18 protein-coding genes are annotated in these 14,735 nt (G+C 62.2%); 7 read left to right on the forward strand and 11 right to left on the reverse strand.

Annotated elements, in window-relative coordinates:
- The 3 genes from WCB02_RS28515 to WCB02_RS28525 all read left to right on the forward strand — a co-directional run.
- Positions 1-538: Bug family tripartite tricarboxylate transporter substrate binding protein (locus WCB02_RS28515; RefSeq protein WP_423963091.1), on the forward strand; the 538-nt coding region annotated here is incomplete at its 5' end.
- Between the two features lie 28 nt (positions 539-566).
- Entirely contained in the window at positions 567-1,466 is a 900-nt protein-coding gene (locus tag WCB02_RS28520) for a LysR substrate-binding domain-containing protein (protein WP_423963092.1), read from the forward strand.
- Positions 1,467-1,846: 380 nt separating this feature from the next.
- Positions 1,847-1,996, forward strand: coding sequence for a hypothetical protein (locus WCB02_RS28525; RefSeq protein WP_423963093.1), 150 nt, complete (start codon positions 1,847-1,849; stop codon positions 1,994-1,996).
- A 231-nt stretch (positions 1,997-2,227) separates the two neighbouring features.
- Here WCB02_RS28525 and WCB02_RS28530 read toward each other — a convergent pair whose 3' ends face one another.
- The 11 genes from WCB02_RS28530 to WCB02_RS28580 form a co-directional block, all read right to left on the reverse strand.
- Entirely contained in the window at positions 2,228-2,512 is a 285-nt protein-coding gene (locus tag WCB02_RS28530) for a hypothetical protein (RefSeq protein WP_423963094.1), read from the reverse strand.
- A 125-nt stretch (positions 2,513-2,637) separates the two neighbouring features.
- Positions 2,638-3,501 (reverse strand): DMT family transporter, encoded by an 864-nt coding sequence (locus tag WCB02_RS28535; protein ID WP_423963095.1) that lies wholly within the window; start codon positions 3,499-3,501, stop codon positions 2,638-2,640.
- 71 nt (positions 3,502-3,572) lie between these two features.
- Complete coding sequence (locus WCB02_RS28540; RefSeq protein ID WP_423963096.1) at positions 3,573-4,187, reverse strand: TetR/AcrR family transcriptional regulator; 615 nt, start codon at positions 4,185-4,187, stop codon at positions 3,573-3,575.
- Between the two features lie 314 nt (positions 4,188-4,501).
- Entirely contained in the window at positions 4,502-4,993 is a 492-nt protein-coding gene (locus tag WCB02_RS28545; protein ID WP_423963097.1) for a hypothetical protein, read from the reverse strand.
- Between the two features lie 222 nt (positions 4,994-5,215).
- Complete coding sequence (locus WCB02_RS28550; RefSeq protein WP_423963098.1) at positions 5,216-5,695, reverse strand: hypothetical protein; 480 nt, start codon at positions 5,693-5,695, stop codon at positions 5,216-5,218.
- Positions 5,696-5,997: 302 nt separating this feature from the next.
- Positions 5,998-6,963, reverse strand: coding sequence for a helix-turn-helix transcriptional regulator (locus tag WCB02_RS28555; protein WP_423963099.1), 966 nt, complete (start codon positions 6,961-6,963; stop codon positions 5,998-6,000).
- Positions 6,964-7,065: 102 nt separating this feature from the next.
- Positions 7,066-7,341: a hypothetical protein gene (locus WCB02_RS28560; RefSeq protein WP_423963100.1), complete on the reverse strand. Its 276-nt coding sequence runs from the start codon at positions 7,339-7,341 to the stop codon at positions 7,066-7,068.
- A gap of 4 nt (positions 7,342-7,345) precedes the next feature.
- Positions 7,346-7,915 (reverse strand): hypothetical protein, encoded by a 570-nt coding sequence (locus WCB02_RS28565; RefSeq protein ID WP_423963101.1) that lies wholly within the window; start codon positions 7,913-7,915, stop codon positions 7,346-7,348.
- Between the two features lie 233 nt (positions 7,916-8,148).
- Positions 8,149-9,066: an alpha/beta fold hydrolase gene (locus tag WCB02_RS28570; RefSeq protein ID WP_423963102.1), complete on the reverse strand. Its 918-nt coding sequence runs from the start codon at positions 9,064-9,066 to the stop codon at positions 8,149-8,151.
- 171 nt (positions 9,067-9,237) lie between these two features.
- Positions 9,238-10,104, reverse strand: a complete 867-nt coding sequence (locus WCB02_RS28575; protein ID WP_423963103.1) for an alpha/beta fold hydrolase — start codon at positions 10,102-10,104, stop codon at positions 9,238-9,240.
- Between the two features lie 244 nt (positions 10,105-10,348).
- The gene (locus tag WCB02_RS28580; RefSeq protein WP_423963104.1) at positions 10,349-10,534 is read right to left on the reverse strand and encodes a hypothetical protein; all 186 of its coding nucleotides are present in this window, start codon (positions 10,532-10,534) and stop codon (positions 10,349-10,351) included.
- A gap of 592 nt (positions 10,535-11,126) precedes the next feature.
- On the opposite strand from WCB02_RS28580, the gene WCB02_RS28585 reads away from it, so the two are divergent.
- From WCB02_RS28585 to WCB02_RS28600, 4 genes are all read left to right on the forward strand, one after another.
- Complete coding sequence (locus WCB02_RS28585; protein WP_423963105.1) at positions 11,127-12,212, forward strand: 4-oxalomesaconate tautomerase; 1,086 nt, start codon at positions 11,127-11,129, stop codon at positions 12,210-12,212.
- A gap of 350 nt (positions 12,213-12,562) precedes the next feature.
- Positions 12,563-13,591, forward strand: a complete 1,029-nt coding sequence (locus WCB02_RS28590; protein WP_423963106.1) for an amidohydrolase family protein — start codon at positions 12,563-12,565, stop codon at positions 13,589-13,591.
- A 14-nt stretch (positions 13,592-13,605) separates the two neighbouring features.
- On the forward strand, positions 13,606-14,289 hold the full coding sequence (gene ligK, locus WCB02_RS28595; RefSeq protein ID WP_423963108.1) for a 4-carboxy-4-hydroxy-2-oxoadipate aldolase/oxaloacetate decarboxylase: 684 nt from the start codon (positions 13,606-13,608) through the stop codon (positions 14,287-14,289).
- Positions 14,290-14,294: 5 nt separating this feature from the next.
- Positions 14,295-14,735, forward strand: a 441-nt coding sequence (locus WCB02_RS28600) for an NAD(P)-binding domain-containing protein (RefSeq protein ID WP_423963107.1), incomplete at its 3' end; no start/stop codon positions are given.

Genomic DNA, 14,735 nt, shown 5'->3' on the forward strand with positions numbered 1-14,735 from the left:
GGCCAAGGCCAAGCCCGGCGCGCTCAATGTCGGGACGATCAATATCGGCAGCACGCAGAATCTGTCGGCGGAGCTGTTCAAGACCGTGGCCGGCATCGATTTCCAGGTCGTCCCGCATCGCGGCACGCCCGATCTCATGGTGTCGCTGATCCAGGGCAATGTCGCGCTGGCGATCGACGGCTATTCGTCGATGAAGGGCAACCTCGCCGCAGGCCAGCTCCGGGCGCTGGCCTCCTCCGGCGCGGCGCGTTCGCCGAGCACGCCGGATGTTCCGACCTTGAAGGAGAGCGGCGTCGCCGATTACGACGTGGTGTCGTGGAATGCATTGTTTGCGCCGGCGAACACGCCGCTGGAGATCGTGCAGGTGCTCAATCAGGCCTTGCAGGGCATCCTGGCCGAGGATGAGGTGAAGCAGCGGCTGCTCGAGCTCGGCATCGAGGCGCGGGCCAGTTCGCCCGAGGAGATCGAAGCACGGTTGAAGTCCGACATCGACAAGTGGCGCAAGGTGATCGACAAGGCCGGAATCCCGAAGCAATAGGCGGGCGCGACCACGGCGTTTTGCGCGCATGAACCTCAAGCAGCTCGAATATTTCGTGCAGGTGGCGCAGCTCGGCAGCTTCAGCAAGGCGGCGACCGTGCTCGCCGTCGCGCAGCCGGCGCTGAGCCGCCAGGTGCGCGGGCTCGAGACCGAACTGCGCCAGCAGCTGTTCCTGCGCAACGGCCGCGGCGTTGCGCTGACCGATGCCGGCAAGCGGCTGTTCGACCACGGCGTCGCGGTCCTGCAACTGGTGGCGCACGCCTGCGAGGATCTCGGCGCGAGCCGCGATCAGCCGGTCGGACGAGTGACGGTCGGGTTGCCGCCCAGCATCGCCCGCCAGCTGACGCTGCCCTTGATCGATCGATTCAAGAAACAGCTTCCCGCCGCCAAGTTGTCGATCGTCGAGGGGCTCTCGACCCACATCGTGGAATGGGTGACGTCGGGCCGCGTCGATGTCAGCCTGATCTACAATCCCGAGGCGCAGCCCGGACTCGAGATCACGCCGCTGTGGCGTGAACCGCTGGGGCTGGTGAGCCGCGCTGCGAAGGGCAAGCGCAGGAGCGCGCTGCCGCTGCCGATGACCGAGCTGCCGCGCTTTCCGCTGATCGTGCCGGAGCGGGTCCATGTCATGCGCCGGCTGCTGGAGACCAAAGCCGCGCTTGCGGGCATCAAGCTCGAGATTGCCTGGGAAGTCTCGAGCGTGCCGTCGATCATCGACCTGGTCTGCGCCGGCTACGGCCATGCGGTGCTCACCGCGAGCGGGGTCGCGGCGTCGGCCCGCGCCGGCGAGTTGTCAATGCGCCGGCTGATCGAACCTGAGCTCGAGAGCGTGCTCTGCATGGCCGTCTCCGCGCACCGGCGGCCGACGCCGCTGACCGAGCAGGCGATGCGGCTGTTGACCGCCCTGGTCCGCGCGCTGCCGGGCTAGGGTTACTGCCAAGTTCAGCGTTTCCAAACTTCGCATCATATCAATTGGCGGCAACAATCAACAACGACGTCATTCCGGGTTCGATGCTTAGCGTCTCCCCGGAATGACCGATGGTGGGGCGCCCCATGGGATTGGTCTCATGATGTCATCGCTTTCATGGACTCGCTCGTCTTGTGGTTCATCACAGCGGTTTTGCTGGTAGCTCTGTGGACGTTGACCGTCGCTCTTGCCGACGCGGGAGTCAGCATGAGCCAAAATCGATCACAGTGTCGAACCAAAAGGGCCGCCTGCCGGCCTTAAAGAACCCGCACATCCCGACCAAAGGTGACCGATACGCGTTTGGATTAAGTTCTCGTCATTGCAACTAAAAGGGGCAGATAATGAGTGCCATAGCTGAAGGTCTTTTCCAACAGTCCCGATCATCCCATCAAACTTCCCATTTTGCCGTGATGGCTCCGTTCCTGTGGGCAGCATCGATGCTGTTTCTTGCGCTGGCGCAGTTCGGCGTCGACTTCAGCCCCCCCATGTAGTTCACCCCCCTCATCTGGAATGTTTTGCGGTGCAAGGTTGGCCGAAGAGTGTCGGCCGATCGCTCTGCCGCGCGGTCATCGAAATGCCGCGACACGGCCCACGACGAAGAGCAGCACGAGCGCGGCCATGACCGCCGTCGGCACGCAGGGCGGATTGGAGCCTACTGGACCGCGCCTTGCGCGGCCCCGGCGGGCTCCAATCCGCCCCGCGAGCTAGGCCATCGCATTTAGTTAGTCGCGATTGTTCAGGGCAGGAATGTGCGTCATCAGAACAACTTCCACCACGGACGTTCTGACCTCGCCTTCCGTCGCAAGAATTCCTCCCAGAACTTTGCCCTTCACGGGCCGATAGTTTTGCTTCAGTCGCTCATCGACGGCAGCAACGCCGCCGGGCCGCCCAACGCCGTGAACTCCGCGATCATCGAGGTTAGGTCTTTTCCCTCCGCCAGCAACCGCGCGGGCGGCGGTGCTGGCCTGGTCATGGGCAATCTGCTTGAGCATCCCGGTTTCGACCATGCGCATATCTGCGCGGAACGCATCGATTTGTTGCGCATTTCGTTCGGACGGCTATGCATGGCTCATATCCAGAACGGATGGCCAAATAAGAACAAATAACAAACGACGAGTCAGTCGGCATCTGCTCATAGACGTGGTCGGGCGATTGATCTCACTTGCGTCATTGCGACGCCCGAGATCGCGAGTAGCGCTCCGATGACCAACGTCGGGGTCATGCGGTCGCCAAGGAACATCACGCTCGAAATCAGGGCGAACACCGGAAGCAGCAGGGCGAACGGTGCCACGCGGGCCATGGTGCAGCGGGCGATCAGCCAGAACCAAAGGCTGAACCCGACAATTCCTCCGATGAAAATAGTGTAGGCCAGCGCCATCCAGCCACGTTCGTCCGCCGTGACAAGGGTCTCCAGCTGTCCGTGTTCAAGCAAAAGCGACATCAACATGACCTGCGGCACCGTGAAGAGTGACGACCACCCCGTCAACATCAAGGGATCGAAGGGGCCATGGCGCTTGGTCAGGACGTTGGCGACCGCGAACGCGAAGGCTGCTCCGACCACCAGCAGGATCGGTAAAGCATTCGCAGTCAGGCCCGGCCCGGCCGCCAACACGGCTACGCCGCCGAAGGCAAGCAACACACCGGCGGACGTCATCAGCGACGGCCTTTCCGCAAGCAGCGGCCAGGCCAACAGGATGGTGAAGGGCGTGGCGAGTTGATAGGCGACCGCAGACATGCTGCCTGAACCGAGCCGCATGCCCACATAGAACAGCCCGAAATTCAGTCCGCCAAGGAAGACCGAGATGACAGCGACAGGGCCGAACTCCTGACGTGTCGGCCTTCTGACGAATGGAATGAGCAGCAGCGCGATGGCGAGGAAGCGCAGTCCGAGGAAGAAGAGCGGTGGAAACTCGACCACTCCCACTTTGATTGCGACGAACTGATAGCCCCAGAGCAGAGGTACCAGTACCGCACAAGCGATCTGAATGAAAGACATGGCACCTCCCTTTCAAGACCGATCGGTCTATAAATCGACGCGTATGATCCCGAGTGCGTCCATGGGTTCGACTACCTGATGAGGCAGCGGAGCAGAGCGTCAGCGGTGGCTTGCGTCGTGGTCCGTGTCGGTGCCGTCTTGCCGATCACCCGCAGCCCCTCGACGAAGCAGACCAGTAGTCGCGCCGCGCTCGCAGGCTCGACGCCGTCCGCCAACTCGCCTGCGGCCTTCGCCCGCGACAGTGCCGCTGCCAGCCTGGCCTCCATGGCCCTGAAGAAGCTGCCGATGCGACGATCGACATCCGCATCGCGGCCAGCCAGCTCCATGGCCGTTGCCACCAGCAGGCAGCCACGCCGGCCCTTGGCATCGCTCGTGCGGTCGACGTAACCCGCAAGGCAGCTCCTCAAACCGTCGACTGGCGCGCTGCGCGGCCCCAGTTCAACATCCATCCGCGCCAGCGCGTCGGCAATATAGCGATCAAGCGCCCGCAGGAAGAGCGCGTGCTTGTCACCGAAAGCGGCATAGAGGCTGCCACGCGAAAGCTTCGTCGCCCGAAGCAGGTCCGGAAGGGTCGTGGCGTGATAGCCGCGCGACCAGAACACACCCATCGCACGTTCGACCGCGGCGTCCGTGTCGAAACCACGCGGCCGGCCACGCGGCAAATGAGCTGGCGTCTGGTGCGTCACGGTCAATATATAGACCAATCAGTCGCGAAATGCAAATGACACCGCGTAGGGCGGATTGTAGCGGACTGGGCCGCGCCAGGCGCCGGCAATCCGCCGCTTCAACCTCCGCAGGGGACAGGTCGACGATGCCATCCCGCCTGCTGTATCCAACGATGATAGCGGCCCGGCGTAGCACCTGCTGCGCGCGTGGACCGCGTGGCTCGAAAGCGGTGGATGACGCCCACCGGGCCCGCGCTTGCGCGGCCCCGGCTCCGGCAGGAACCGATGCGGTCAACGCGCATCGAGCAAACCGATCCGCTCTGCTGCCGGCAGGCTCAGTGGCAGTTCTCGAACCTGAGGGACCCCCGCACGCGTCCGCCCTGTGCTTCGCAGCTGAGATTGATCGTGCCGCCGATCGACCTCACACTATTGATCAACGCGCCGGTTTGCACGGAAGCTTCAAAGGTCCCACAGTCCTTCTCGAAGAACCGATACCCCTCGTCCTTGTCCGGAACTTTCACCTCTATCGAGCGTCCCTGCGTGGGGTCCTCGACATAGACGAATGCCAAATGGCTATCGTGACTGGAGAACATTCTGACGCCATAGAAGCTTCGACGGAAGCCTGACTCGCAGATGTCTGGCGCGAACACCCAGCTTCCAACTTCCGAACCTTCCGCAATGATGGAGCCGTTGATCGAGGTGCCAAACAAGCTGTCCCAGAGCATGTTGGCACAGACAAAGACGCCAATGCCGATGACAACGAGGACGACCCAGAGATACCGACCCGCCGCTTTCCGGCTGCCTTTAGACCGATCATCGAGATCCATTTTCTCTCAACCCCCGCGAAGGTCTGCCAGCTCCGGAAAGGTGTCGCGGCGACCAGGCGATATCGCCTCGCCATAGGCGACGATTGCGGCCGCAATATCGCCGCGTTTGCGATGGGCATGGCCGTTCAGCGCGAAGGCCGCATCGGCCTGCGCAGCGGCGCCGGCTTCCTGGACGATTCCGGCCTCGGTATCGACCCTTGTCGTGAGCGACGCCTCGCCGCGCTAATCGATCTGCTCCGGCATGTCGGACTGCGCGACCGCCGGTGCTTTGAAACCAGCCCGAGATCTCGGGGTGGCGTGCCCCACGCAATCGACGCGTTGAGAATCCCCCGTCATTGAAGCCCTTGCGACGAAGCGATCCGGAGACTTGCGCCGCTGCAAGATGGACTGCTTCGCTGCGCTCGCAATGACGGTGAGAAATTTACGCTCCCATCTCGCACCGTCATTGCACGACGCTGGAATGCCGTGGTTGAGCCGATTCGGGCTCATTATCGCTATCGCAACCTGATGCGCGATGCAAAAATCACCCCGCCATACGAGCGATATGGCGGGCTGTTTCGCGGCGGCACGATGCCGGCCGTTTGTGTCGCCCTCTATCGGGATAATCCGCTCGGGATCCTGGTGATGGATACTCTCGTATTTGCTTACGAGGACGGGAAGATGCGCAATATTCTTCTCGGTACGACGCGCGACACGTCGCATATTGCCATATCAATCCGCTCAAGCACGGACTTGTCGGCCCCGTGCGGGATTGGCCGTATTCCTCGTTCCATCGCGACGTGCGCGGGGATTGTTTCCCGACGACTGGGGTTGCGATTCGGGGCCGACGCGCGATTTCGGCGAGCGCAAGTGATCGTGGCCCGGCGGTGCACCTGTTCCTCGCGTGGACCGCGTGGCTCCAAGCCGCCCTGTGAGCTGCAATCTGTCGCCAATGAGCTCTCAACAGCAGTGGTGGCACCTGCAAAAATACGGCGAGAGATATTCGGATCAGAGAGATATTCGGATCATTGCCTCGCGTTGTTGGAGGGGTGTTGTTTTGCTTGAGATGATGGCAGCCCCGGCGGCTCGTCGCATCGGTATCGACGCCATTTACCCGGACCCTCTCCCGCGAGACGCGTAAACGCGCGCGTGAAATGACTTTGATCGGCAAAGCCGCATGCCAGCGCGATCTCAGCCAATGAGAGTTCGCTTTTGGAGAGCAGTTCTTTGGCGCGTTCGATACGCCGTCCGATCAGCCAGCGATGGGGAGAGATGCCTGTCGACCGACGAAATGCTCTTGCAAAATATCCCGCCGAAAGTCCGCATTCCTTTGCGAGATCCGCAACGGAAGGGTCTCCACCGAGGTGGGCATCAATGAATGCCTCTACTCGGCGCAATTGCCATGGTGCCAAGCCTTCATTGAACGCGATGCCCCCGACGCCATTCCCATAGTGATGAAAAACGTGTTCATGAAACGCCAGCGCGATTGAATCAAGATAGAGCGCTGAGACTGCGCCGGGATCTTCTATGGCCGGCAAAACCGCCCGGGCAAGCCCGTGGATCACGGGGTCCGCGACGTTTTCTGGCGTCGTATGTATCTTGCCGACGCGGCGGAACGCTCTTTCCTGCGCGAGCTGATCAAACGTCGTCAGGGGCAGGTCGAACCGGACGTTGTCATATTTCGGGTTCATGTTCGCGATGATTGCAGTCGTGGAAAGATTGTAGGCAACGACGTCCCCGGGCGCGAATGAAGCGAGTTCGATATATTTGCGGTCCAGCCAATGTCCAAGGCTGGGTTGCGGCGCCAGAGCCACGTGGAAGCAAACGGAGGCGTCCGTCGCTGTCTCCTTGGTCGGCCCGCCCCCGAGACCTCCGCTTCGAATCCGAGTGAAGGCGATAGGAGCCGCCGCCTGCCTGTGCGCAAAAGCTGTAGGCGCTTTATCCAAGCCGAATCTCTCGGCCATACGGTGCTCAAAGCTGGTATTTTCCATGCGGGCTTTCCGCGATCATGACGCCATATTCAGCGCCCTCGCGGCCCTGCAAAGACCGCGCCGGCGGAAGCCGGTGGCCGCGCGGTCGTGCCTCCGCCTCAGCTATAGAATACCATGAGCGTGCCCTCGGACAATCGAACACGGAAACTTGAACGCATCACGGCCCCGGCCTGTGGCGACGATACGTGCAAGAGCAGTTGGTGCAAAAGCTGGCACTCGCTCGATGGCGTTCAGGCCTTCCGGGTTGTGATGCGTTCGCTTCAGCGCCTTGCAGGCAGACAGCATCCAGGCATTGTCGCCGGGAAGGCGGGCGCGAGCCGCGCTGCTGACGGGCATCGAGATGGTGTCGTGAACGAAGGCGGCATCGCCGCCGAGCACACCATTAATTCCTGGGCTCAGACAGCAACGTCCGCATCGGGCTGAGCGGTCCGAGCGGAATAAGCTCAAATTGCATGAAGCCGGCGACGCCCAGAGGCAACTTGTCGAGGAGATCATGGGCCTCGGCGGTGGTCGTGACATTCATCACGAACACGACACCCCCTTGATCCTGCCTCACGTACCATTGGTCGATCTTGCCGGCGAGATACAATTGTGCGGTCTGCCGCATTTCGCTGGACAACATCGGCTTCCAACCGTTCGCTGTCGCCTTTGCGGTAAAGCTGCCGATGGCCAGCACCTTGATTGTGGGAACGGCAAGCGCCGTATCAGTGGGGGCAGCAGACTGAGCCGATATCGGCATTGGAACGATCCCTATGAAAGCGGCGGCCAGGATGCAGCGCCAGCCGCCGGTCGTGTTGCGGTTCAGCGATTTTGAAGTTCGAATCATGTCGTCCCTCCGCGCGCGCAGCGCGTTGCGGGGAGAGGGCGGCGGTGGCCGTTGCGACTTCTGCTGCCGCCGCGCGGCGTTGGCGGCATCCACCCTCTCCGTCATGGCCGGGCCTGTCCCGGCCATCCACCTTCTCCGTCATGGCTCGGCTTGTCCCGGCCATGACGTCTTTGTCTCCGGCAGCACCGCAGGTTCGTGGATGCCCGGGACGAGCCCCGGGGCATGACGACCCCTCCCCACCGCTACGCGGGGCAGGTGAGAAGTCACGCTGCCATATGACTACTTTCACGACATCGCTCGTCTGGTAGCCATGCGGTATTTCTCTTCGTTGCCTTGCGGCCAAAAGACCGCGTAGCGCCTCAAGAGCCATTCCCGACGGAGGCAAGTCGAGTAGCCTTCTCCCGGTCGAATTTGGATTGGATCAAGATTTTGGCAAATTCATCCGGACGTTCCATCGATGAGAAGTGGCCTGCATGTGGGATGGTCATCATTCGTGCCCCAGGGATCAGCGACAGGTTGGCGTCGCGGTCGGATGGCCGTGACCAGTCATGATCTCCATAGACCAGCGTCACGGGAATTGTGATCGACGAATACAGCGAACGAGCCGCGACAAAGCTCGGCAAAGCCTTGTAGACCGCGCGGGCCACGCGCGCATAGCCTGGACGCTTTCCAACCCTTGTCAGCTCATCGATAAACTCCGCCGGCAATGACCGCGGATCGGCGACGCCGCCCTTCACGATTCCGTCGACGATCGCTCTGTTTTCGAGCGCGGCGAACACCGGCCCAATCACGGGCGCTCGGACCGATTTGATGATGACCGATGCAAGAAGATTGGCTCGTTCCAGTCCCGGGAAATAGTCATACGTATTGAACGCGACGACTTGACGCGCGCGGCTGCCGAGTTCTGACGCGACGGTCAACGCCAGTGTTGCGCCCATCGATTCTCCGGCGAGTGTGACGTCGCCAAGCGCAAGCGTCTTGATGAAGTTCAAAATGTGTTGCCGCAGCGTGGGCTCCTGATAATCGGCATTGGGCACAATTTCAGACCAGCCGAAGCCGGGATAGTCCGGGGCATAGATAGTGAAGTCATTTGCGAGTCGGGGAATGACGCGTTGGAACAGATCGAGCTGCGTGCGCACGGTGTGCATCAAAACCAGAGCAGGTCCTTGGCCAAATTGAAGGTAGCGAACCTCGGGACCTCCGTTGCCAAGCGTTATGAATCGTGGCGCGACCGGAGCCCAGCGGCTGGTGTAGTCAAGGCTTGCTTTGTCGTGCATCTCTTGTGTCTCCTAGCTGCAGGGTCCTTCAGGCAATGCAGCGGCATGTGATCCGTTGCGGGCGTTGTTTTCGTTTCGCGCTGCGCCTCGCCGAAAAGTCGGAACGGCGCCATCGTTGTCTTCTCCGCGAAGGGCGCTCGTGATATCGGCCGCCGCTGTGCGTCGTCGGGCTCAGTGACTCCCGAGTATGATGCGCGCAACTTCGGCAGCCTCGTCGATCTGCGGCCAATGCCCGGCCTCGAGAACATGAAGGGCGGCATTTTTCGCCTGCGAACGCAGATATTCGGCAACGGAGACATGAAGGTAGGGATCTGCTCGTCCCCAGATGATCAGAAGCGGAACATCAGAGTTTCTGAAATCGATGAGACGGGCCGTGCCGGCCGCGATCTCGTCGGTCAGTTGAAAGGTCATTTGCGCAAAAGCCGGACCGGCGCCTTGCCTGAAGTTGTCATCGATGATGGGTCCGAGAACCTCCATGTAGCGGGTTTTCTGCGTGTCTTTCAGGATTGTCTTCAGCCGTTCGCGCTGAAAATCCAGTAACCAGGCAAATTGCTGCGGGCTCGACAGGAAATGGTCCTGCAGCGCTTTCAGTTCTTTCCGGGAAAAAAGCGCGATGAGTTCCGGGACCCGTAGTCCGGGCGCGTCGCCATAGAACGCGTTCATCAGAATAATGGCTGCCGCGCGATCCGGATGCTTCAGGGCAAAGTTGACAGCCGCCGGGCCGCCGGCATCGTGGCCAACGGGAATGATTTGATCGAGTTTCAAGGTTTCGACGACGGCTTCCAGGTCGCCGAGTTGTTGTGCGAAGCTGTAGCGCGCGGCTTTCGGCTTGTCCGAGGCGCCAAAGCCCAGGAAGTCGACGGCAACGGTTCGCCGACCGGCCGATACCAGATGAGGGATCAGTTCGTCATAGATCAGGGAGTTGTCCGGGAAGCCGTGCAACACGACGAAAGCGGGCCCGCGACCGGGGAAATCGCGAACGTAGATGCTGCCGTGATCGCCCGGAACCCGAAGTTCGGAGAATCCTGAGATGGCCATGATCGATCTCCCTGCGAGTTGCGAGCCAGATCATGTCGTCCGGGACATCGAATTCGGAACAAGCGGCCTCGTAGGTGAAAGGCCTTGGCTTCCGGCTCATTCGAAGTATCCATAGTGCCGGCGAGGCAAAACCGTCTTGCATAATCCGGACCCGTTTTGAAAAAATGGTATCTGTTGATGCTGCGGAACTGCAGGCTGTCGTCGCGGATCCCGCGCTTGATCCGAGCTGATGTCGTCCTTGACATCAATGTCCGGTCATCAGCAGCACCGGCCGTCGGCGTTCGCGCTGCTCCGTCGTCAGATGGGCGTCAAGGCGCGCGACGAACTTGTGAATGGCTGTGCGCAGCTTCGATGGTGTTGAATAATCCAGCTTGCCGCCATCCCAAACATTCACGTCTTGTTCCCACTGAGGGGCGTCCGCAATCGTCACGGACGCGGGGGACGGAATGCGGTGGACCGCGGCGGTGTCGGGCGTGACACGCGGGTCGCAGGGCGGACTGAGGTCGGTGAGCGGTCAGCATCACGCGGACGGACGGTGCCGTCGCGGTCGGGGAAGTCGTGTGGTCCTGGCGCTCCAATGCAGGCGCTAAGTCGGCGGAAGCAATTTTGCTGACGACGGTGGCGACCAAGCGTTTGGTCACCGAGGAGAGCACGTATAACCTGAAAAACCATTGCGCGCGGCGAGCCGGGTGATTTCCGGTGCGACCGCTGTGAATACTCGTGTGCCTTCTACTACGACCAAGTCGCACACGAGGCTGCGGGTGCATCGGGCACCCGGCATTCCCGCGCGCCCTCTGTCTTCATGGGCGCAATTGTCGAGGCAACAACTCGGGCGCATTGCGCCGCGAGAAGGGCCTGATTCTCGACCCATCCAACAAGCCATCGGTTTCCAGACCATTTCAGCATGGCTTTGGCGATCGGCTATGCCTGGCTGGAATAGCTGATATAGAGGGGCAGCCGCTGGCGAGAGCCCACGCAACTCGTCAGAGTGCGGCCATCGATCGATCCCGGACCGGAATTCCATGCAGACAGCGATTCCCTGCCTCTTCATGCGCGGCGGCACCTCACGAGGTCCGTTTTTCAAGGCCTCCGACATGCCGGCCGACGTGCCGACCCGCGACAAGGTGCTGCTGGCGGTGATGGGCTCGCCCGATCGCCGCCAGATCGACGGTCTCGGCGGCGCGCATCCTCTGACCAGCAAGGTCGGCATCGTGTCGAAGAGCGAGCGGCCGGGCGTGGACCTCGTTTTCCTGTTTGCCCAATTGCAGCCCGACAAGGACACGGTCGACACCACCCCGAATTGCGGCAACATGCTGGCCGCGGTGGTGCCCTTCGCGATCGAGACCGGTCTGATCCAGCCCGCGGACGGCACCACCACGGCGCGCGTGCTGACCCTCAACACCGACATGCAATGCGACATCACGGTGCAGACGCCCGGCCGGCATGTCGAATATGAGGGAAGCGCCCGGATCGATGGCGCGCCCGGCACGTCGGCGCCGATCACGATCAGCTTCCTCGACACCGCCGGTTCGGTCGCGCCCGGTCTTTTGCCGACCGGCCATGTCCGCGACCGCATCGACGGCGTCGACGTGACCTGCATCGACAATGGCATGCCGCTCGTGATCTTCGCCGCCGAAGCCGTCGGCCGCACCGGCTATGAGAGCGTCGAACAGCTCAATGCCGATACCGAACTGAAGTCGCGGATCGAGCGCCTGCGGATCGCCTGCGGGCACGCGATGCAGCTCGGCGACGTCACCGCCAAGAACTATCCGAAGATGACGCTGGTGGCCGCGCCGCGCAGCGGCGGCAGCATCTGCACGCGCAGCTTCATTCCCCATGTCTGCCACGATGCGATCGGCGTGCTGGCGGCGGTGACGGTCGCGACCGCCTGCGTGCTGGAGGGCTCGACGGCCAAGGGGATCGCGTCGCTGCCGCCGGGGCACATCAAGAAAGTCTCGGTCGAACATCCGACCGGCGAGTTCAGCGTCGAGATCGAGGTCGATGCCAAAAATCCGCAGAACGTCACCCGCGCCGCCCTGCTGCGCACCGCGCGCCTGCTGATGCGGGGCGAGGCGATGGTGCCGGGCTCCGTCTGGGCGCCGAGATAGACGAGCGCTTCCGTGAAAGTCGTCATATGCGCCTGCTTGATCTGCCTGCGGCTGTTTTTCAGACATCTCCTCCGCCGTCATTCCGGGGCGCGCTCTTGCGCGAGCCCGGAATCCATAACCACCGGCAGAAGTTGTGTCGTACACGCGTGGTCGCGTCTGCCGAAATATTTCGGTCTGTGGTTATGGATTCCGGCCCTGCATTCCGACCGGCTATCGCCGGCCGGAGTGCATCCCGGAATGACGAACGATGGGTCAACTCCCATAGGATAGATTTCACGGAATCGCTCGTCCAGGCGAGCGCATTGATGCGCCGCAAAGCCCAACCGGGTTTGATCGCTTAAGGAGAGCCCATGATCATCGACGTGCACGGCCACTACACCACGGCGCCGAAGGCGCTGGAGGATTGGCGCAACCGCCAGATCGCCGGCATCAAGGACGCCTCGCTGATGCCCAAGGCCAGCGAGCTCAGGATCAGCGACGACGAGCTGCGCGACTCCATCGTCAACAACCAGCTCAGGCTGATGAAGGAGCGCGGCAGCGACCTGACCATCTTCAGCCCGCGCGCCAGCTTCATGGCGCATCACATCGGCGACTTCGCGGTGTCCTCGACCTGGGCCGCGATCTGCAATGAACTGTGCTGGCGGGTCAGCAAGCTGTTTCCGGATCATTTCATTGGCGCTGCGATGCTGCCGCAATCGCCGGGCGTGGATCCCAGGACCTGCATTCCCGAACTGGAAAAGTGCGTCAAGGAGTACGGCTTCGTCGGCATCAACCTGAACCCCGATCCCTCCGGCGGCCACTGGACCTCGCCGCCGCTGTCGGACCGCTCCTGGTATCCGATCTACGAGAAGATGGTCGAGCTCGACATCCCCGCGATGATCCATGTCTCCACCAGCTGCAATGCCTGCTTCCACACCACGGGCGCGCATTACCTCAACGCCGACACCACGGCCTTCATGCAGTGCCTGACCTCGGATCTGTTCAAGGATTTCCCGACCCTGAAATTCCTGATCCCGCATGGCGGCGGCGCGGTGCCCTATCACTGGGGCCGCTTCCGCGGCCTGGCGCAGGAAATGAAGAAGCCGTTGCTCAGGGATCATCTGTTGAAGAACATCTTCTTCGATACCTGCGTCTATCACCAGCCCGGCATCAATCTGCTCACCGAAGTCATCCCGGTCGACAACATCCTGTTCGCCAGCGAGATGATCGGAGCCGTGCGCGGCATCGATCCCGAGACCGGCTTCAATTACGATGATACCAGGCGCTACATCGAGGGTGCCAAGACGCTGAGCGCCGAGGACCGCCACAAGATCTTCGAGGGCAATGCGCGACGGGTGTTCCCGCGGCTCGATGCGGCACTGAAAGCGAAAGGCAACTGATCATGAGCGGTTCGATGAACAATATCGGCATCGTCAAACGCAACATCGTCCGCGCCGACAAGCAGGCGGTCGAGAAATTGTCGCGCTTCGGGGTCGCCACCATCCATGAAGCGATGGGCCGGGTCGGGCTGATGCAGCATTATATGCGACCGATCTACCCGAATGCGCAGGCCTGCGGCACCGCGGTCACCGTGCTGCTGCAGCCCGGCGACAACTGGATGCTGCATGTCGCGGCCGAGATGCTGCAGCCGGGCGACGTCGTGGTTGCGGCGTGCACGGTGGAGAACACCGACGGATTTTTCGGCGACCTGCTGGCGACCAGCTTTCGCGCCCGCGGCGCGCTCGGGCTGATCATCGACGGCGGCGTGCGTGACGTGAAGGACCTGACCGAGATGAAATTCCCGGTGTTTTCCCGCGCCATCAGCGCGCGCGGCACTGTCAAGGCCAGCCTGGGCTCGGTCAACATCCCCGTGGTCTGCGCCGGCGTGGCGGTCAATCCCGGCGACGTCGTGGTCGCCGACATGGACGGCGTGGTGATCGTTCCCGCTGGCGTCGCCCAGCAGGCGGCCGATGCCGCCGAGGCCCGCGAGGCCAACGAAGCCGACAAGCGAGCCAAGCTCGCCAAGGGCGAACTCGGCCTCGACATGTACAAGATGCGCGAGCCGCTCGCCAAGGCCGGTCTCAAATATATCGATTGATCGCCATGTCATCTGTTTCAGGATCGGTCCATTCCAACCAGTGGCATGTCGGCCTCGTCGGCTACGGCGAGGTCGGCCGCATCCTCGCCGAGGATCTGCGCAAGGACGGCGTCATGGTCAGCGCCTACGACATCAAGCTCGGCGGCACGCACGACAAGCCGTTGCGGGAGCACGCGGCGGGCATCGGCGTGACGTTGACGTCGTCGCATGCCGATCTGGCCATGGAGGCCGATCTCATCGTGTCCGCGGTCACCGCGAGCCAGGCCGTGCCGGTGGCGCAGGCCTGCGCGCCGGCGGTGAAGCAGGGCGCCTGGTATCTCGATTTCAACTCGGCATCGCCCGGCGCCAAGCAGCGTGCCGCCGCGCTGATCGACGCCGCCGGCGGCCGCTATGTCGAAGGCGCGGTCATGACGTCGGTGCCGCCCTATCGCATCAAGGTGCCGTTG

The sequence above is a fragment of the Bradyrhizobium sp. genome (assembly GCF_049581145.1).
Lineage (GTDB): Bacteria > Pseudomonadota > Alphaproteobacteria > Rhizobiales > Xanthobacteraceae > Bradyrhizobium.